20 protein-coding genes are annotated in these 20,345 nt (G+C 36.4%); 5 read left to right on the top strand and 15 right to left on the bottom strand.

The genetic code is table 11. The features are described 5' to 3' along the window. Positions 1 to 14 precede the first annotated feature (14 nt). From B5D12_RS04095 to B5D12_RS04045, 11 genes are all read right to left on the bottom strand, one after another. A complete protein-coding gene (locus B5D12_RS04095) occupies positions 15 to 1,430 on the bottom strand; it encodes a lipopolysaccharide biosynthesis protein (RefSeq protein ID WP_078755619.1) in 1,416 nt (471 codons plus the stop codon). Positions 1,431 to 1,439: 9 nt separating this feature from the next. Further along, a complete protein-coding gene (locus tag B5D12_RS04090) occupies positions 1,440 to 2,579 on the bottom strand; it encodes a glycosyltransferase (protein ID WP_159443857.1) in 1,140 nt (379 codons plus the stop codon). Positions 2,580 to 2,920: 341 nt separating this feature from the next. Then, positions 2,921 to 3,292, bottom strand: a complete 372-nt coding sequence (gene rbfA / locus B5D12_RS04085) for a 30S ribosome-binding factor RbfA (RefSeq protein WP_078755617.1) — start codon at positions 3,290 to 3,292, stop codon at positions 2,921 to 2,923. Positions 3,293 to 3,446: 154 nt separating this feature from the next. Further along, on the bottom strand, positions 3,447 to 5,774 hold the full coding sequence (gene infB / locus B5D12_RS04080) for a translation initiation factor IF-2 (protein ID WP_078755616.1): 2,328 nt from the start codon (positions 5,772 to 5,774) through the stop codon (positions 3,447 to 3,449). A gap of 94 nt (positions 5,775 to 5,868) precedes the next feature. Further along, on the bottom strand, positions 5,869 to 6,174 hold the full coding sequence (locus B5D12_RS04075) for a L7Ae/L30e/S12e/Gadd45 family ribosomal protein (RefSeq protein WP_078755615.1): 306 nt from the start codon (positions 6,172 to 6,174) through the stop codon (positions 5,869 to 5,871). Between the two features lies 1 nt (position 6,175). Beyond that, positions 6,176 to 6,475: an RNase P modulator RnpM gene (rnpM, locus tag B5D12_RS04070; protein WP_066125739.1), complete on the bottom strand. Its 300-nt coding sequence runs from the start codon at positions 6,473 to 6,475 to the stop codon at positions 6,176 to 6,178. A 24-nt stretch (positions 6,476 to 6,499) separates the two neighbouring features. Then, positions 6,500 to 7,801 (bottom strand): transcription termination factor NusA, encoded by a 1,302-nt coding sequence (gene nusA / locus B5D12_RS04065; protein WP_078755614.1) that lies wholly within the window; start codon positions 7,799 to 7,801, stop codon positions 6,500 to 6,502. A 24-nt stretch (positions 7,802 to 7,825) separates the two neighbouring features. Continuing rightward, positions 7,826 to 8,299: a ribosome maturation factor RimP gene (gene rimP, locus B5D12_RS04060; RefSeq protein ID WP_078755613.1), complete on the bottom strand. Its 474-nt coding sequence runs from the start codon at positions 8,297 to 8,299 to the stop codon at positions 7,826 to 7,828. Between the two features lie 560 nt (positions 8,300 to 8,859). After that, positions 8,860 to 9,204, bottom strand: coding sequence for a preprotein translocase subunit YajC (gene yajC / locus B5D12_RS04055; RefSeq protein ID WP_078755612.1), 345 nt, complete (start codon positions 9,202 to 9,204; stop codon positions 8,860 to 8,862). 53 nt (positions 9,205 to 9,257) lie between these two features. Beyond that, a complete protein-coding gene (tgt, locus tag B5D12_RS04050) occupies positions 9,258 to 10,403 on the bottom strand; it encodes a tRNA guanosine(34) transglycosylase Tgt (protein ID WP_078755611.1) in 1,146 nt (381 codons plus the stop codon). Positions 10,404 to 10,954: 551 nt separating this feature from the next. After that, positions 10,955 to 11,713: a glutaminyl-peptide cyclotransferase gene (locus B5D12_RS04045; protein ID WP_159443856.1), complete on the bottom strand. Its 759-nt coding sequence runs from the start codon at positions 11,711 to 11,713 to the stop codon at positions 10,955 to 10,957. Positions 11,714 to 11,815: 102 nt separating this feature from the next. On the opposite strand from B5D12_RS04045, the gene B5D12_RS04040 reads away from it, so the two are divergent. Further along, positions 11,816 to 12,445, top strand: coding sequence for a lysophospholipid acyltransferase family protein (locus B5D12_RS04040; protein ID WP_078755609.1), 630 nt, complete (start codon positions 11,816 to 11,818; stop codon positions 12,443 to 12,445). A 136-nt stretch (positions 12,446 to 12,581) separates the two neighbouring features. On the opposite strand, the gene B5D12_RS04035 is transcribed toward B5D12_RS04040, so the two are convergent. Together B5D12_RS04035 and B5D12_RS04030 are read right to left on the bottom strand one after the other, a co-directional pair. Beyond that, positions 12,582 to 13,088 carry an acyl-CoA thioesterase gene (locus B5D12_RS04035; protein WP_078755608.1) on the bottom strand — a complete coding sequence of 169 codons (507 nt, stop codon included), beginning with the start codon at positions 13,086 to 13,088 and terminating at the stop codon, positions 12,582 to 12,584. An 11-nt stretch (positions 13,089 to 13,099) separates the two neighbouring features. Beyond that, entirely contained in the window at positions 13,100 to 13,411 is a 312-nt protein-coding gene (locus B5D12_RS04030; protein WP_071409227.1) for a metal-sulfur cluster assembly factor, read from the bottom strand. A gap of 110 nt (positions 13,412 to 13,521) precedes the next feature. Here B5D12_RS04030 and B5D12_RS04025 point away from each other — a divergent pair, with 110 nt between their 5' ends. Continuing rightward, positions 13,522 to 14,337 (top strand): Cof-type HAD-IIB family hydrolase, encoded by an 816-nt coding sequence (locus B5D12_RS04025; protein ID WP_078755607.1) that lies wholly within the window; start codon positions 13,522 to 13,524, stop codon positions 14,335 to 14,337. Positions 14,338 to 14,721: 384 nt separating this feature from the next. Here the strand turns inward: B5D12_RS04025 and B5D12_RS04020 are convergent, their stop codons facing one another. Then, positions 14,722 to 15,606 (bottom strand): metallophosphoesterase, encoded by an 885-nt coding sequence (locus tag B5D12_RS04020; RefSeq protein ID WP_159443855.1) that lies wholly within the window; start codon positions 15,604 to 15,606, stop codon positions 14,722 to 14,724. Between the two features lie 256 nt (positions 15,607 to 15,862). Between B5D12_RS04020 and B5D12_RS04015 the strand changes: the two genes are divergently transcribed. The 3 genes from B5D12_RS04015 to B5D12_RS04005 are packed head-to-tail and all read left to right on the top strand — an operon-like array spanning position 15,863 to position 18,317. Then, positions 15,863 to 16,552, top strand: a complete 690-nt coding sequence (locus B5D12_RS04015) for a LexA family transcriptional regulator (protein ID WP_066124721.1) — start codon at positions 15,863 to 15,865, stop codon at positions 16,550 to 16,552. A gap of 2 nt (positions 16,553 to 16,554) precedes the next feature. Next, positions 16,555 to 17,973, top strand: coding sequence for a Y-family DNA polymerase (locus B5D12_RS04010; RefSeq protein WP_078755605.1), 1,419 nt, complete (start codon positions 16,555 to 16,557; stop codon positions 17,971 to 17,973). Continuing rightward, a complete protein-coding gene (locus B5D12_RS04005) occupies positions 17,970 to 18,317 on the top strand; it encodes a hypothetical protein (protein ID WP_078755604.1) in 348 nt (115 codons plus the stop codon). The genes B5D12_RS04010 and B5D12_RS04005 overlap by 4 nt, the downstream gene beginning before the upstream one ends. A gap of 354 nt (positions 18,318 to 18,671) precedes the next feature. Here B5D12_RS04005 and B5D12_RS04000 read toward each other — a convergent pair whose 3' ends face one another. Next, entirely contained in the window at positions 18,672 to 20,342 is a 1,671-nt protein-coding gene (locus B5D12_RS04000) for a formate--tetrahydrofolate ligase (RefSeq protein ID WP_078755603.1), read from the bottom strand. Positions 20,343 to 20,345 lie beyond the last annotated feature (3 nt).

Here is a 20,345-nt window from a genome sequence, read left to right as displayed (position 1 = left end):
ACTACTAGACTTAACTAGGTAAAGTCCCAATTTTTACTATCATTTTTTATTTCAATTGCTTGTTGAACGGTCGACCACTGTGCCACTAATGCTAATAAACCTAAGCCTAAAGTGTACCATTCTATATACGGTAATTCAAAAACATTTAGAAAAGCCGCAATCGACATAATGATAATAGAAATCGTCGGTTTCACTTGACTAAAGCCAAAGCCAACACGGTTTGATAAATAAGTTCTCGCAAAGTAAAACATAATATAAGCTGCAAATGATGCTGCTGCTGCCCCACGATACCCCCAAACAGGCGTAAGGACTAAATTTAATACCATACTAGGTAAAAAAGTTAAAACACTAACAATGATATTCAAATATGTTTTTCTAGAGAAGACAATCCCTAAATTGGTTGTCTCAGATAAAGTATACATAATTTGTGGGAATGCTAATAGACCAAAAATATATTTGACATCGCGATAAGCTTCCGCTACCACTATATGAGCAATTAAATCTTTAAATAATAATAATCCAAAAAAGATACCAGTTAATAAAAACAAGACTGCATCACTTACAAATTTAAAGTGACGAATCTCCTTCTGCTCCTCATGCCAACGATAAGCAGTTGGTATCCAGAAAGAGGTAAAAGCTGTTTTAACGACACCAATAACCGCAATAATCGTTGAAGCTGCTCCATAAATTGCGACGTCTTCTAAAGTCGTATAATTTTTAATGAAGATTTTATCCACTAAAGTCAACGAATTAGTTAATGATATGGCCACCATCAAGGGTAGACCAAATTTTAACATTCGTTTAATTAACTCACGATTCAGTTTAAATCCTCTAATATCAAGATACTGACGATAACGCCAGAAAAGGACCACATCGCCCAGTAATTGACCAAAGATTAACCCGTATACAATGACTTTAAAATCGCGCCAACCCATCCAAATTAAAAGCATGGATAATACGAAAACATTGAATTTTAAAATCATTGAAAAACTAGAAAACTCAATCGCTCTTTCTTCCATTCGAATTGATAATAAAATAAAGCGTTCAATAATAGTTGCTAAAACCCACACACCCCCATAAAGGACAATGTAAGTATATTCAGTGCTATCAAATAACCAATTGGAAATCTCTGGTGCAAAAAAAATTGACACGATAAACAATAAAATGCCGACAATCATTGGAATTAAAGCGGCTTGTTGAATCAATTGTTTTTTATCATCGGCTTCTTGGTATTCTCTTGTATATGCCTGATCGAGTCCAATATAAATATAATTAGGCAGTGCTACAATTAAACTTGAGAATAAGCTCGCCTTTCCATACTCTGCTTTCGAGATAAAATAAGTGATGATTGGTATTTGGATAAATGAAATAAACGCACCAAATACTGGGCCTAAACTGAATCCTAACAATCGTTTAATAAAATGTTTCATTATTTTCTCCTATTTAATTAAATAGCTATTAATCTTTTGATTTAAAAAATCAAGGTAAATTTTAGCCGACTGTTCGTTTGTAAAACCTCGCTCGAACAGTATTTGTTCTCTTTCATTTTTCGATAGTCGTGGTACTTGGCTCAAGCTTTTCAATGATTGGTACCAATTTGCTATTGGTTCATTTAATGAAAGATAATCTACTTGTCCTTTATCGAAATCGACTTCATCCGTAATGGTGTCACTCATCAAACAAGGAATCCCAACTGTTTGAGCTTCTACGACAACGGTCGGTAAGCCTTCATACAATGACGGCATAATAAGCACATCTAACATTGGCATCACTGTTTCGGTTTTATCAATTCTACCTAAAAAGGTCACATAATCCTTTAAATCTTTTGTTGCTACCAATTGATTGAGTGATTCGAAATCTGCTCCTGAACCAATAATAAAGATTTTTGCTTTTAATTGATGTTTACGAATATACTCCGCTAAGCGAAGCGTGTGTTCTTGATTTTTTACTTTATGCAAACGCCCGATTTGACCAATCACGAGTGTTTGATCATCTAAACCATATTGAGCTTTTAGCTGATTGCGTCTATGCTCAAACTCATCATCAGATAATAAATACCTTTCAGTCGAAATACTATTAGGGATCACCATCATTTGTTCCACTGGTATCGGACCGTAAATAGCTATATTAGCTAAGCGACCGCAACCGACATAACTATCTGTAATAAATTTATTAATCGTTTGATCTAACTTACGCAGTAATTTTTGTTTAAATCCTGTAACATATAAAGCTTTTGTCATATGGGCATGCAGGAAGAAGCGTTTCACATAAGGACGACTAACTAGATAATAAGCTAGCGCCCGATACCCCGTTATATGACAATGAATCGCTTGATACTCGTGTTCATTTAAGATTTTTTCAAAGGTTGTTTTAAATTTTCTCCAACCTACTTTTTTGGGATTTTCAAGACGGTAAATTTGCCCACCCATACTATGAATCGCATCCGTAAACAATGTAGAACACTCATCATAAGTGGCGACATCAAACACAATATTTTTGTCATTAAGGGCAATAGCTTTATTATAAATAAAAGATGAAATACCGCCTCCGAAACCACTCATTATATGTAAAACTCTCATTGATTCAACTCCTATAGTGTTCATATCCTTGCTATTATATCACACTCTTATTTGTTACGCACGAATTTCTATTAAGCTCAATTTAGTGTTTATTGAACGGAAAATAATGGTGAATTAAAATTAAAAACCAATATCATTTTATAAATTATTCTTTTTCATGAATGAAATAGCTAACTGTTCCTATTGTAAAGTCTTACTGAGACGGTTTGACTTAAGTTATCACTGTTTAAAATGTGTTAAACTAGTGGTCTTAAATCGTCAACTTTACACGCATAATGGGCACACATAAAAAAAGGACTGCCAAAACTAAATAAGTTTTGTACAGTCATTAATATCAGATTTTATTCACCTTCATAGGTGATTTCGTCTGATTGTTTAATTTTATCTAATAAAGCATCAATACGATTACCATAATCAACAGAGGTATCACGTTCAAATTTAAGCTCCGGTACTTTATAAAGCTTAATGGCTTTACCTAGTTCTGAACGCACTTTACCTGTCACTGCTTCTAAACCAGCTTGCTCTTTTTGACGAGCGCTAGCTTTATCAGAAAGTGTACTATAATAAATCGTTGCTTGTTGTAAGTCACCTGTCAATTCAACATCGGTAATGGTCACACCTTCTACACGCGGATCTTTAATCTCACGCATTAAAAGACGGTTAACTTCTCTTAAAATTTCTTGTTTAACGCGACCATGTCTGAAATTTGCCATGATTAGCCTCCTCTTAATAGATAACTTCCACTCACTTTTAATTGGATGAGTGGAAGAACTATCCTATCTTACGACTCTAACTATTATTAAGACTCAAACTGTTATTAAGACTCAAACTGTTATTAAGACTCAAACTGTTATGCGTAGTGCTATCTTATTTTCTTTCTACTTCTACCATATGGTAAGCTTCGATAATATCATCTACACGGATATCATTGTATTTCTCAATCATAACTCCACATTCAAAGCCTTTCGTCACTTCACGTGCATCATCTTTGAATCGTTTTAAGCTCGCTAATTCCCCATCATAGATAACAATGTTATCACGTATCACTCGGACTTTTGAATTACGACGAATATAGCCATCTAAAACATATGCCCCGGCAATCGTTCCTAATTTGGAAACAGTATATGTTTCACGTACCACTAATTGTCCAGTGATTTCTTCAACATATTCTGGTTCTAACATACCTTTCATCGCTGTTTCAATCTCATCGATAACATTATAAATGATTCGGTGTAAACGAATATCAATTTGTTCTTGTTCTGCTTGTGCGCGTGCTTGAGGGGTCGGACGCACGTTAAATCCAATCACAATTGCACCTGAGGCTGCTGCTAATGAAATATCACTTTCATTTATTGCTCCAACTGCTTGGTGAATTGTGTTTACGCGAACACCTTCCACATCAATCTTTTGTAAAGATGCGTTTAATGCTTCAGCTGAACCTTGAACATCCGCTTTAATAATGACGTTAACTGATTTTAATTCGCCTTCTTGTAAGCTTTCGAATAAATTATCTAACGTTACTTTCTTATTAGCATCACGATGTTCCTCTAATGCACGTCTAGCACGCTCTTCACCAGCTTGACGAGCTGATTTTTCGTCTGGGAAAACTACGAATAAGTCACCGGCTTGTGGTGCATCATTTAAACCAGTAATTTCAACTGGGGTAGCTGGACCTGCTTGACGAATACGACGACCGGTATCATTTAACATCGTACGGACTTTACCATAAGTATTTCCTACTACGATTGGATCTCCTACATTTAGTGTACCTTCTTGTACTAATAATGTCGCCGTCGCACCCGTTGCTTTATCTAAACGAGCATCAATCACTGAACCGATTGCTAAACGATTGGCGTTCGCTTTTAACTCTTGAACTTCAGCTACTAATAAAATCATTTCTAATAATTCATCGATATTTTGATTAAATTTAGCTGAGATTGGGACAAAGATAGTATCGCCACCCCAGTCTTCAGGGATTAAACCATGTTCAGTCATTTCCTGCATAACACGATCTGGATTAGCAGTTGGTTTATCGATTTTGTTAACTGCCACAATAATTGGGACATCAGCCGCTTTGGCGTGGTTGATTGCTTCTACTGTTTGTGGCATCACACCGTCATCAGCTGCGACTACGATAATTGAAATATCCGTAACATTCGCACCACGAGCACGCATCGTCGTGAAAGCCTCATGTCCAGGCGTATCTAAGAACGTGATGGTTTTGCCTTGTAATTGTACTTGATAAGCCCCAATATGTTGCGTAATGCCGCCGGCTTCGCCTTCCGTTACGCGAGAATTTCTTAATTGGTCTAATAAAGTTGTTTTACCATGGTCAACGTGTCCCATAATGGTTACAACTGGTGGACGCGTTGTTAATTCTTCTTCATTAACTTCTTCTTCATTGAAATAAACTTCCAAATCAGATTTATCAATTACAACTTTTTCTTCCGGTTCAATTCCGTACTCTAAAGCAATTAATTCAATGACATCTTTAGATAATGCTTGGTTTTGGTTAGTCATAACCCCTATCATTAATAATTTTTTGATGATTTCAGAAGCATCACGATAAATTAATTTTGCAATATCTTGAATATTCATTCCTTCGGTATACACTAACTTCTCAGGTAATTCTTTATATTTACGTTGTGTAATCCCTTTAGATTGTGTTTGTTGTTGATTATTTTTGTTATTACGACCACGACGGCGATTGCGACGTCCTCGAGGTTCAAATGCTTTTTTATTTTCCCCTGCATCATCTGCTTTGTTTTTAACTTTTTTTACTGGTGCTTTATCTTTGTTAGCTTTTGCACCTTTGGTTGCTTTCTTAATCGCAGGGTTATCTTCATCATTCTCAACTTCTTCAACTAATTTTCTAGGCTTAGCTTTTCCTTTAGTAGAATTGTCCATTGTTTGTTTTGTTGGTTGATTGTTTTCTTTTTTCTCTACCATTTTTACCTCTTCACTCATAGCTTTACCGTTATGTGGTTTTTTTGCTTTCTTATCTTGTTGTGAATGATTAGTTTTCTTAGCGGTATTAGCAGGATTTAACTTATTTAACAAAGTCTTTTGTTGTTTTTCATCCATCATGGACATATGGCTGTTGAACTCAATCCCATTCTGTTTCGCCAATCCTAATACTTCTTTACTTGATAATTTATTTTGTTTCGCAAATTCATATACTCGAATTCCTGTCATATAATCACCTTCCTACTTCTGCAAAGTACTAGACAGTTTATTCGCCGTCAGCCTTTGCGATTACAGGGTTTTCTTCATTAATTTATTAATCATTTTACTTAGCCTCATATGATAAGAATTTTTTAATCATACCAGAATTTCCAATTGCACAAATTGTTCGGCTCTTGCCAATTGCATCTGAAATCTGTTCTCTCGTGAATTCAGTAATCAATCTTGCATTAAATGTTTCGCATAAAGATTGATAACGTTCCATAGTGGCACTACTCGCATCACTAGCACATACGACTAGTTTGACACTATTATTTTTAATGGCTTTTTCAACCATTTCATCGCCACTGACTAAAAATCCCGCACGCAGTGCTAGACCAAGTAAATTTAATTTTTTCTGTTGTGGAGTCATTTTAGAATAATTCCTTACGTGCTTTTTGATGTGCTATGTAACGATACAATTCATCATAAAATTCATCACTAATTTTCATACTAAAAGCAGCATCAAATGTTCGTTTTTTCTTAGCTAGTTTCGCTAATTCTGGATCTAAGCCAATATAAGCTCCGCGTCCATTTTGACGTCCAGTTGGATCAATTGAAACGTCTCCTTCTTTCGTTTTGACAACGCGAACTAATTCTTTTTTAGGAAACATTTCTCCTGAAACTGTACATTTTCTTAATGGAACTTTTCGTTTTGACGGTTGTTGTTTCATTATGATGATTCACCTATTTCTAAATTAGCCTTCCATATCTTCTTCTGCTTCAAGCTCTTCAACTAACTCTTCGACAGTCTCAGTGTCACCGGTGGTGGTTTCAATGATTAAATCTTCTGCATCTGCGTCAGCACTTGCAGTCTCTATCGCCATTTCAACTTCACCAATCGTTTCATCTACAGTCATATCTAATTCGTTTGTTTCATCAGTTGTAACTGAATCAACTGCTTCAACTGTTGCTTCATCATCTTCTGCTAATTCAGATTTTAGCGCCTCTTGTTCGGCTAAATATTCTTGATAAGCAGTTACCGATTTAATATCAATTTTATGTTTTGTTAAGCGTGCTGCTAAACGCGCATTTTGACCTTTTTTCCCAATAGCTAATGATAATTGGTGATCCGGTACAACCACTATACAAGAAGGATTGTCGCCATCAAAGATAACTTCTTCAACCGTTGCAGGATTCATCGCATTTTTAATGAATACAGCTGGGTCTTCATCCCATTGTACAATATCCATATTTTCACCATTTAACTCATTAACGATTGTTTGCACACGTTGTCCTTTTTGACCCACGCAAGTACCAACCGGGTCAACATTAGTATCTCTTGAGCGAACCGCTACTTTTGAACGATCGCCAGCTTCACGGGCAATACTCATGATTTCAACGATACCTGAATAAATTTCAGGAACTTCTTTTTCAAATAGACGTTTTAAGAAACCTTCGTGGGCACGACTCACTACCACTTGTGGGCCTTTAGTTGTTTTATCAACTTTTGCCACATATACCATAATGCGCTCATCCATGGTAAATTGTTCACCCGGGATTTGCTCATTAATCGGCATTACTGCTTCGGCACGCCCTAAATTAACATAAACATAACGATAATCTTGACGTTCAACAGTACCCGTTAATACTTCATCTAAGTATTGGCTATATTCATTAAAAATAATTTCACGTTCTGCTTCACGAATACGTTGCATAATAACATGTTTAGCTGTTTGTGTTGCAATCCGACCGAAATCTTTTGGGGTTACTTCAAAACGAATTTTATCACCAATTTCATAAACGGGATTAATTTTTTGAGCTTCTTCTAGGCTAATTTCTAAAGTACTATCGTAGTTAACTTCTACTACCTCTTTAACGGCAAATACTTTAATTGAGCCTTTTTCTTCATTAAAATCAACCTCAACGTTTTGCGCTTGGTCATAATTCTTTTTGTAAGCCAATTCTAAAGCTGTTTCTAAGGCATCTTTAATCACTGCACGTGAGATTCCTTTTTCTTCTTCTAGCACTTGAATTGCTTTTACTAAATCTTTACTCATTATCTTCCTTTTCTCCTCAATCAACTAAAATTGAATCGCTAATCGAGCCTTAGCGACCGCTTTTTTTTCAATATTAAGTATTTTTGTTGCTGTCTTAATGCGTACTTCTAATTCATAATGGTCATCTTCAACTGCAACTAAGAAACCTTCATGTTGCTTTTCACCGTGTTGTGGCACATAGTAGTCGAAATGAACATATTCACCTATTGCAGCTTGAATGGCCTCTTCTGTTTTTAGAGGCTTTTCAGCGCCTGGTGAAGATACTTCTAAAAAGTAAGCTTCTGGAAATGGATCAGGTTTAATCCCATCCAATACTTCCCCTACTTTTTCACTAATTAAAGCACAGTCTTCAATGTCGATGCGACCTTCTTTATCTGCAAAAATTCGTAAGTACCAATTTCTACCTTCTTTTACGTATTCGATATCTACCAGTTCGCAACCTAAATCCTCAATAATGGGTTGGACTAAAGGTGTGACTTTATCAATAATTGCGCTCATACTTCACCTCTTATTCAAAATTTTGCCTTTTTCGTAACAAAGGAGCGAGCGTCGCCGCTCACTCCTTCAGTCACTAACTACTTACTCTATAACATTATTGTAACACAGATATCATCAGACTACAAGAAAAAGATAATTTTGCATGGTGGCGAAGGGGTGAAGAATGATAAAATGATGATTCTATTAGGTTTAGCGTCAATGAAAAAATGACGCTGTTAATCGTGATGAACCTAAGCGTTAGTAACACGATTGTATGGTGTTGAAGCTAAACAATAGTATTACATCGGTAAAGCATGAACCTAAACGTTACCATCAGGACGATAAATGGATGAAGCTAAACGTCATTAACACAACGTTATTAAAACTCTATGTTTAAAATTATTGTTACGACTCTAGAATCGAATCTGATAAATTTAATGTTCTGAGCCATCATCACGAATTTGTTACAAAAAAACAACAGTCTTGGTTGATGAATTTAACTATACGCATCATCATAAATATGTAAGAAATAAAAATCCCACTAGTTTTGATTGACTAGCGGGAAAATACCATTCAAGTTATTACGCTTCAGGTGCAACCTCTGCATCATGAACAATTTCTTCTTCAACTTCTTCCTCAACAGTAGTGGTCGGTTGAGTTGGCGTTGCTTCTTTAACCGTTGCGATAGCGGATAAATTAAATGTTAAATAAACACCTTCACAATCAATCACGACCGTTTGAGTAGCGCGATTAATTTCTTCTAAAATACCATGTAAGCCACCAATTGTTACCACATGGTGTCCCGGTTGCATGTTTTCTAACATTGTTTTACGTTCTTGTGCTTGCTTCTTTTGTGGGCGAATCATTAAAAACCACATTACCCCCATCATCAAAGCAAAAGGTAAAAACGTTGCTAAAAGTTCCATTCAAGTCATCCTCTCATAATTTAAATCACCTAATAATTATAACAAAATAATCATTAGAATGCACGAGCGTTTTCTTTATTATAACCATATCGCTCAAAGAAATCTTCTTTGAACTCTAATAAAGAATCGTTCATAATATTTTCACGAACTTGTTTCATTAGATTCAATAAGAAATGAACATTATGAATAGAAGCTAGTCTTAAACCAAACATTTCATCGGCTTTGAATAGATGACGTAAGTAAGCACGAGAGTAATTACGACAAGTATAACAATTACAATGCTCATCCAATGGACGAAAATCTCTGGCATATTTAGCATTTTTCACTACTAAACGTCCAGTACTTGTCATCGTTGTTCCATTACGAGCAATACGAGTGGCTAATACACAGTCAAACATATCAACACCGCGGATAGCACCATCAATTAACGCATCTGGTGATCCAACCCCCATTAAATAACGTGGTTTGTCTTTAGGCATAACCGGTGTTAAATATTCTAACACTTCATTCATTTCTTCTTTAGACTCACCCACGGATAAGCCACCAATTGAATATCCAGGGAAATCTAAGCTAATCATATCACGGGCATGTTGCAATCTTAAATCTTTATAACCTGCTCCTTGTAAAATACCAAATAACGCTTGGTCATGTGGTCGTTGATGCGCTTTTAAGCCACGCTCTGCCCAGCGAGTCGTGCGGTTAATTGATTTTTCCACATAATCATGTGTTTCATAAAATGGTGGACATTCATCAAAACTCATGATCATATCAGCACCTAAATTATTTTCAATATGAATCGCTTTTTCAGGCGTTAAAAACAATTTTGAGCCATTTAAATGATTTCTAAAATGAACGCCTTCTTCTTCAATACGACGGATATCACTCAATGAAAACACTTGGAATCCACCGGAGTCAGTTAAAATCCCTTGATCCCAGTTCATAAATTTATGTAAGCCACCTGCTTCCGCTACTAAGTCATCGCCTGGTCGTAACCATAGATGATAGGTATTACTCAATATCACTTGGGCTCCCATCTCTTTTAATTCTTCAGGTGATAATCCTTTGACGGTTGCTAAAGTCCCAACGGGCATATACATTGGAGTATCAAAGGTGCCATGTGGCGTATGTAATTTACCTAGTCTCGCGCCGGTATGTTTCTCTTCTTTAATTAATTCATAACGAATTACTGGTTCACTCAATTAGCTCGCCTCTTTCTTTTTGATTTGCTTTTCTATTGTATCAATGAATAATCGTTTCGACAATTAATTTTTAGTTTATTTGGATTCTGCAACCTGTGCACTCTCCATGTTTGGTTTGATTTACAATTTTCCCACAATACTCAAACATTTATTGATAAATTGCAATTTAGGGTGTGGCTGGGCAAAATTTTTTTAAATTCTGTTCAGGTATATCTATTTAATTAAAAGCGCAGTGGTTGAGTGGCCTCGAACTGCGTCTTAAGATAGCTGAGTATAATCTTGGAAAATTCGATCATGTTATTGTGCGTTAATTTATAGCGCAGTGGTTGAGTGGTCTCAAACTGCGTCTTTCGACTTGTTTGAGGCCTACTCAACTGTGCGGGGGTAGGCCAACGAAGCGAAAATCATTCGATTTTCTACTTCTGGTCTACTCCCAACTGTGCGGGGGTGGACAGACGAAGCGAAAATCATTCGATTTTCTACTTCTGGTCCACTCCCTCTTCAATTTTTCGAAATAATATAAAACAATTATTGGGAGATGCAAAAACAGACTAATTCAATTCCACTTCCCATATTATAGGAAATAATTTACCTGTCACATAAAACCGTTCCCCTTCAAGATGAGCAATGCCATTTAATACCCTATCAGGATTAGCATCAGTAAAATGAAGTTCCTCCACTAAATCGGTTAAGTCCCATACTTGTTCTACTTGACCATCTTCTATATTTATTTTCACTATTTTATTGGTCTGCCACACATTCGCATAAATAGCCTCATTAGCATACTCCAACTCATTAATGCGTTCAATCATCTGATTGTTTTGTGTGACGGTTAAGGTGTCAAGTGCCACTAAAGTTTCAGGGTCTCGCTTGGTCAATTGAGCACTACCATCAGAAGTCCAAATCACATCAGCCTTGTCATCATAAGCCATTCCCCATCCATCCCCCTCAAAATAAATTCCCTCTAATAAAGTTAGGTCATTTAATGAACGTTTAAAAGCTTTTTCTTCTCGCCACGTAAATTGCCATAAATAGTCCGAAGTAGCGGTTAACCCTTCCCCAAAATAATCATCATCTAATTGATCTTGTACTTGAAAGTCGCCAGTTTCTAAGTCAATCCAACCAATTTCCGATTCGCCATATAATCCTGTTCCTAATACTAAGCGATTCTCTATCACTTCCAAACCTTGGGTAAAGACGGGTTCATTGATGGGATATTGGTCAATTACTAATACTGAATCAGCTGCTTGCACTGTAACCGGCACACCAAGTATCCATAATAAAAATAAGCTTTTATATCTATCTTTCACATTCATATCACTCCTCGTGAGTTCATATTTAATTGTAGCTTATTTCTGAAAAAATTGGTAGAATTAAAGTTAGTGTAATATAGAAAGAAAGTAGGTTATCAAATGACCTTTTATCAATTTGCTGTTCATATGATTAAATTTATTTTCCATTTATTTAATGGTAAACCGCAAATAAGTGGCTTAGAAAATCTTCCTGAGGATCAACCGCTTATTATTGCTAGTACGCATCGTTCAATGACAGATCCCTTCTTTTTAGCAGATGTGATCTATCCTAAAGAGGTTGCCTTTATGGCCAAAGATTCTTTATTTAAGCAAAAATGGTTAGCGAAATTATTAGCTAAGGGTAATGTTTTTCCTGTTAATCGTGAGAAACCATCCACTACAACCATTAAACATGCTGTCAATGTCTTAACAAAAGAAAATTTAAATTTAGGGATTTTCCCATCAGGTTCCCGTCATACCACCGAAATTAAAAGTGGAACGGCCTTTATCCAAAAACTAAGTAAAGCCACCATTGTACCGGTAGCCATACAGCCACCTATTGGTTTTTGGCAATTTATTACCCGTAAACGAGCTAAAATTGCCTTTGGACAACCGATTCCCTTTGATTCAACCCAAAAATATGACAAGGAAATGTTAGCCAATGTTGATGCTCAAATCGCTGAACAATTCGACTTATTAGATAAGCAACTAGACCCTGAGTATGTCTATGTACCTAAACCTAAAAAGTAAAATATAGGATTTGCTTTAGGTTCTATACTGATTGTGTACGGTTATAAAGACACAAAACCATCTAGCTTATATAAAAAATGAAAAGCCATCTCACTTTTTTCGCACTAACTCCGAAAAAAATGAGGTGGCTTTAATGTTAATTTAAAGTCAAACGATTATTAAATTCTTTATCTTTCTCACGGTCATTTAAACGTGCTGCACGACGTCTTTCATACCCTTCGCACACCAATTTTTCTTCATCAGTTTGTGGAATAACCGCTACGATACCTTCAGGATGTTCAGGCTTTTGGGTTGCTACAAAGGTTAAAAAAGCTGTTGCGGCTAAATAAGTTTTGCCTTTTTGTGGATGTTCTCCCGTTACTTTACAAAACACTTCAACAGAGCGATTAGAAACTCCTGAAACAAAAGTATCAATCGTTACCGCATCCCCTTCCGGTAATGGCGCAATAAAATTTAATTGGTCCATTGACGCTGTTACCCCCACTAAACGGGTATGCTTAGCAAAAGCCAGGTAAGCGACACTATCAATCATTTCCATTAAACGTCCACCATATAATGTACCATGACCATTGGTATCACTTGGTAAGATATAATGTGTGGTCACTGTTCTTGAATCTTGACAATATTTTTCGTTTTTTTCCATGTCCTACTCCTTTAAAATGGCATCCCTAAAGCAATTTTAGCATAACGCGACATGCGTTCAGGTCCCCAGGCCGGATACCACACAAATTCAATCATTACATCACTAATACCATCGACTTTTAAGACAGCATTGCGTACATCCGTTACGATCACATCGGCTAAAGGACATCCCATCGTCGTTAATGTCATATCAATCGCGCAAACGCCTTCATTATTGACTTCAACATTGTATATTAATCCTAAATTTACTAAATCGATCCCTAATTCTGGGTCAATGACCGTTTCAAGAGCGGCCATCACTGCTGCTTGTGTTTCTTCCGTCATCTCAACACCTCATTCTATCATACAAGATATATATTACTAGAATTATGGATTTTTGCAAGTTATTAAAATTCTGTTATAATAGAAAAGAAATTATTCAAAGGAGAGAAAGCATGAAACAACATTTAATTGCGATAGACCTGGATGGGACTACCTTAAATAACCAATCAAAATTAACACCTAAAACCATTCAAGCACTCCGTGCTGTTAGTAACCTTGGCCACCTCGTTTGTATTGTAACAGGGCGCCCTTACCGTAATAGTAGTGATATTTATCGTGAAATCGGAATTGAAGCACCGATGGTAAACTTTAATGGGGCTCTCTGTCATTTCCCAGGCCGTGATCATTATATTCCGAGCTATCATTTAACTTTAGATAAAGAAATTGCTTTTGATTTATTTGCGAATCAAGATCGACTTAACATTGATTTATTATGTGCTGAGGGCAAAGATCGCCTCTTTACGAGCTCAATGAATTTACCTGATAGTCCTTTTTATCCTTTTGATTTGGCCTTAGTTGACCGTTTAAATCGTGAATCTTTAACTTATAATCCAACGGCCATTACCGTTTTCTCACCCGAAGAAAAAATGGCTGACATTCGTGAGAAAATTGAAGAACATTATGGCGACCAAGTATCCGTTCGAACTTGGGGTGGGAGCTTACCATGTTTAGAAATTGTCCGCAAATCGATTAATAAAGCAGTCGGTGTCAAAGCTCTAGCTGATTTCTATCGTATTCCAGTTGATAATATTTTAGCTTTTGGGGACGAAAATAATGACTTAGAAATGCTTGAGTTTGCCGGTTTAGGCGTTGCCATGAAAAATGCAACCGAAGAAATTAAAGCCGCAGCTAATGACATTACTCGCCTAACCAATGATGAAGATGGTTTAGCTGATTACCTCATCCGCTATTTTGATTTAGCGATTTAAAGTGTAGTTGCGTGATAGAGTTGTATAGCCCAATTAATTTTAGCGTTTATTATAAAAATTAAACTCAAAGGTATCAATATTAATTGGCTTATTAAGCACTCATCAAATATATAATAATAAGGGAATGGTAAGAAGGAAAAAATTAAAATATTTTCGCTTCATCTACCTCCCCCGCACAGTAAAGTGGCATTAAACAACGTCTTAAAGACTAGTTTGATGCCACTTAATTATTTCGCTTATAAATAACGAATAATAACTTGACTGGTCTTATCAATTTAAGCTTAGTATCTTCGTTTCATAAAGTTTCGATTATCAAATGGCATCTCAGGATAAAGATACAGACTTTTTGAGACTAAGCTAACAAAGTGACAATCATGGCATTTGCTATTGGTTGTCACCTTTTTTGAACTCATAAAAATATCTAAAGTCAGTCGTAACCGCGCCTGTTGCCCCGTCAATATCAATATAACGAACTCCTCGGAAATCCCCGGATTTCTCATCTCTTCCACAAAACATACCATAGATTAAACGAATTCCTTCCCACATCATTTCAGCATTATTTAAATGATTATGTCCACAATAAACTGAGTCTATTTGTTCTGAAAAAAAGAACTCTGAAAATAGTCCAGTATTAATACGACTAAACGAGATGCATTGATTTGGCTCTCTTAATTCTCCCGCTAAAATATTAACTCGCGCTTGATCATATTCTGGTAACGGTGAATGCATAAATACTAAATTATACTTCATCTCTGTATAACGTCGGGATACCTTTCTAAACCATTCGACCTGTCTAGGCAATATCCAGTCATTGGTACGCTCTATTCCAGGCGCTGTCCGACCAGAATCCATCACATAAAGAACATTGGATAACCCCTTATCTCCTTTAATCATCACGGCATATTGTGACAAGCCTTCAATCCATTCTTCATGTTCCCTTTTAACTTTATTTACGACAATCTCATTGAATATTTTTTCAATATCCACTCGGTCAAGACATCGTTCCGAATCATGATGGCCGTAGGTGATTGCTTTAGGGGCATGAAATTGGTTCAGAAAAGCAAAAAAGTTTCTGAAAATTAATTCTTCTTGCTCATTTTGACAAGTATTCACATAATCACCGGTTAACATAATTAAATCTGGTTTTAACATTTCTAACGCTTGCTTGATATCCGTTAAAATTATTTGATCATTTTCGTCGAATGGATAATGATTTAAATGAATATCCGTAATTTGTACAATACGAAATTGATTTGTTGGATTCATCATCAAATACATTACCTCACCCTTTCCCTAGTTTTATAATCTAAATATTAGCAAAGTAATGTAAACATTTTCTTAATTAACTGTATGTTATTAGTATGGAAAATGTAAATATTTGAGTAAACATTTAATGACAATTCTTAAAAGTTTTAGATAATCATTTAAATTACCGTCAGTTACAAAACTAACTTTTGATTGCTTTCCGCTACAAAGCGTGCTAAAATAAAGTTAGTTAACAAACTTACACAAAGGAGTGATTTTAATGTTTTCTGGCCAACAATTAAAAAAACGTCGTGAAGAACTTGGCTTATCACAAAGTCAACTTGCGAAACAAGTCGGTGTGAGTCGTGCTTCATATTTCAATTGGGAAGCGGACAAGACGCGTCCTAATCAAAAAAACTTAGATTTATTAGCGGAATTGCTAGAGGTGACTCCGACTTACTTCGAATCGGAATATGAGATTGTTGATTTATATTTACAACTCACCCCACCGAATCAACAAGTCGTGCTCAATTATACGCAAAAAACATTAGATGATCAGCTTCAACAAGAAAAAACAGCTCAACCCATCCAATTATTCGAATACCGTGTTTACGAGAAGTTATCAGCTGGGACGGGATATTCTGCAATGGATGATCGCAATTATGAGACAGTTTATTTTGATGAAGAAATCGATTACGATATTGCCTCTTGGATTTATGGGGATTCCATGGAACCGAAATATTTAAATGGTTCAGTCGCCTTAATTAAAGACACTGGTTTTGATTATGATGGTGCGATTTATGCTGTGGTTTGGGACGGTCAAACTTACTTGAAGAAAGTTTACCGTGAAGCAGAGGGCTTAAGACTGGTTTCACTTAATAAAAAATATGCTGATAAACTAGCCCCTTATGATGAAGAACCACGTGTTGTCGGCAAAATCGTCGGTAATTTTATGCCCTTGGAGCGATAATAATGGGCTATATTGATTATTCGCGAGAGCCTCGCTCTGATATCGCGTTTATCGATATGAAATCCTTCTATGCCAGTGTTGAATGTGTTGAACTAGGCTTAAATCCACTGACGACTTCCCTGTGTGTGATGAGTCGTTCAGATAATTCAAATGGTTTAATTTTAGCGTCTTCCCCTTTATTTAAAAAGGTCTTTGGCAAGAAAAATGTGAGTCGTAGCTATGATTTACCTTTTAATATTCAAACCCGTCGTTTTGATCCTTATATTGCTAAAAAACAAGGATTAAAAAGTGATTTAAGAACTAAACAATATATTGAATATTGGGCACAACGTACGTATATTGTGCCACCACGTATGGGTTTATACATTGAGCGTAATCTAGAAATCCAAGCTATTTTCCAAAATTATTCCCCTAAAGAAGAGATATTGCCTTATTCTATTGATGAGGGATTTATCGATTTAACGCGTTCACTTGATTATTTTATTCCTGACCGTATTACGACCAATCGCAAAATAAAGCTAGATCAAATTTCTAAAAAAATTCAGACCGATATTTTTCAAGCAACCGGCATCTATTCTACGATTGGTATGAGTAATGCGAATCCCCTACTCGCTAAGTTAGCATTGGATAATGAAGCCAAGCATAATCGCAATATGCGAGCTAATTGGTCTTATGAAGATGTCGAAACCAAAGTATGGCAAATTCCTAAGTTAACTGATTTTTGGGGTATTGGTAGCCGAACGGAAAAACGACTTAATAAATTAAAAATCTATTCTATTAAAGAGTTAGCCAATGCTAACCCTGATGATTTAAATAAAGAATTTGGTATTATCGGTCTACAATTATGGTTTCATGCTAATGGTGTGGATGAAAGCAATGTGTTAGAACGATACCATCCTCGCGCTAAAGGAATTGGTAACTCACAAATCCTACCTAAAAATTATTATTTACAAACCGATATTGAATTAGTGCTAAGTGAAATGGCCGAGCAAGTCGCGATTCGCTTACGACGTGTCCATAAGAAAGCAACGAATGTGGCAATTCATATCGGTTTCAGCAATGATGTAGAAGTAGCTAGTATCAATACCCAAATGAAGGTTGATCCTACTCAAAGCACCAAGCGCTTAACTCAATATGTCCTCACTCTTTTTCGTAAAAAATATAAAGGACATCCCGTAAGAAGTATTGCGGTACGTTATAGTGGTTTAGTGGATGAAGTGTATACCTTTTACACCTTATTTGATGATCCCATTAAATTAGATAAGCAAGAAAAAATGGATCATGCCATTGATGAAATCCGCAGTAAATATGGTTTTCTTGCGGTTCAAAAAGCGAATTCGCTATTGGAAAATTCTAGAATGGTCGCACGTAGTAAGTTAATTGGTGGACATTCTGCAGGAGGGTTAGATGGTTTATCATGATTGATCGCAGTTATTTACCTTTTCGTTCGGCTCGTATGTACCATGATCGTAAGATGGCTAAATGGATGGGATTTTTCTTATCAGAACATAATAGTGCCTTAAATGATAATGGCGATGTCATTGATTTTTCAAAGGCTTTATCACTCGATAAAAAACTATTATTACTTTCTCAAGCTTATGTTCATCAATTGATCATCAATTTTGTCGTTGGTACCGAAACCATTACCGGAACGATTACGGTGCTAAATACCGAGCAAATCGGTGTCCAAACTAAGCAACATTATCATTTTATTCCGATTAAAGATATTATTACGATGCAGTTAGCCGACGAAATTGAAAGTTAAGAGGAATATCAAAGACGTTGTTCATCCGTCATGATACTCCTCTATTTTTTTAACATTTATCCTGCAACTAACTTACTAGAGGTTTCCTTTTTGTCACGAACTAACATGATTAAATTACTAGACAAAATAAGGCACTAAGTTAAAAGATAATGTTTGTGCATTGCAAAACAGCACGCTTAATTCACTAAAAGGCGCTCCTAAAACCGACCTATCTCACAACATTAGTGATTGAATGACCTAAAAGCTTTGATAAAATAATTAACCTCACAAGTCTTGACTACTGAATTAATAGAAAACTTGATGAATACCGAACATTTTTAATACGCCACATTTTACCCAAGCAAACCCATAGGACTAAAACAAGCCTGTAATATTACCATCATTATCAATATCGATTGTTTCGGCTGCTGGGACTTTTGGTAAGCCCGGCATGGTCATAATTTCCCCGGTAATCACGACGATAAAGCCGGCGCCCGCCGATAATCGCAATTCCTTAACCGTTATATCAAAATCTTCTGGCGCCCCAATTAACTGAGGTTTGTCAGAAAAGGAATATTGAGTTTTGGCAATGCATATCGGTAAATTAGCAAAACCTAAATTCGTTAGTTGAAGTATTTGTTTACGCGCTTTTTTATCATAAACAACCTGGCTACCATGATAAATTTTTTGTACCACTTTGGTAATTTTTTCTTCAATACTATCTTCCAATTCATAAGCATAACGTAATGGAGCGGGCGTTTTTTCAGTCATCGCGACTACTTTTCGTGCTAAATCAGCGCCACCTTTTCCTCCTTGGGCCCATACATCAGAAAGGACCACTTCTGCATCTAAACTTTGACATAAGCTCAAAATTTCTTGTAATTCAGCTTCAGTATCCGTCGGAAATTTATTAATAGCCACAACGACGGGGACACCATAGACTGTTTGCAAATTAGTTAAATGACGTTGAAGGTTCGGTAAGCCTTTTTTAACAGCTGCAAGATTTTCCTGATTTAAGTCCGTCTTGGCCACACCCCCATGCATTTTTAAAGCGCGTACCGTGGCCACCAATACCACTGCGTGAGGATTCAATTGGGCAGTACGGCATTTAATATCGAGAAATTTCTCCGCTCCTAAATCAGCTCCAAATCCAGCTTCCGTCACGACATAATCAGCTAAATTAAGTGCGGTGCGAGTCGCAATCACACTATTACAACCGTGTGCAATATTCGCAAAGGGGCCGCCATGAATAATAGCAGGTGTCTGTTCCAAGGTTTGGACGAGGTTGGGCATGACTGCTTCCTTTAATAAAACGGTCATGGCACCAGCCGCTTTTAAATCAGCTGCGGTTACTGGTTCACCTTTGACATTATACGCCACAATAATTTTAGCAATCCGTGATTTTAAATCCGCTAAATCTTCTGCTAAACATAAAATCGCCATAATCTCACTGGCAACGGTTATATCATATCCATCTTCACGTGGGACTCCATTAGCACTGCCTTGAAGTCCTGATACGATATGGCGTAATTGACGATCATTCATATCAACCACGCGTTTCCAAACGATAGTGCGTGGATCAATTTGCAGATGATTACCTTGATGAAGGTGATTATCTAACATCGCTGCTAATAGATTATGAGCAGCACTAATCGCATGGAAGTCTCCAGTAAAATGTAAATTGATATCTTCCATTGGAACGACTTGAGCACGCCCACCACCAGCTGCGCCACCTTTTAAACCGAAGACCGGTCCCAATGACGGCTCACGCAATGCTAAGGCAGCCTTTTTGCCAATATATCTTAAACCATCAGCTAATCCTACCGAAGTCGTCGTTTTTCCTTCCCCGGCTGGTGTCGGTGAAATAGCTGTTACTAAAATTAATTTACCTGGATCCTTAGCGGGTAATTTCTGATAATCTATTTTCGCTTTATATTTTCCATAATGATGGAGTTGTTCATCTGAAATAGCTAACTTTTCTGCAATTTGTTCAATGGGTGCCATTTCAACTGAATGCGCAATCTCAATGTCTGTTAAATAACTCATCTC

It is taken from the genome of Globicatella sulfidifaciens DSM 15739 (genome assembly GCF_900167405.1).
Taxonomy (GTDB): Bacteria; Bacillota; Bacilli; order Lactobacillales; family Aerococcaceae; genus Globicatella; species Globicatella sulfidifaciens.
The sequence above is the reverse complement of the archived record's forward strand: the minus strand, read 5'-3'. Positions and strand labels throughout refer to the sequence as shown.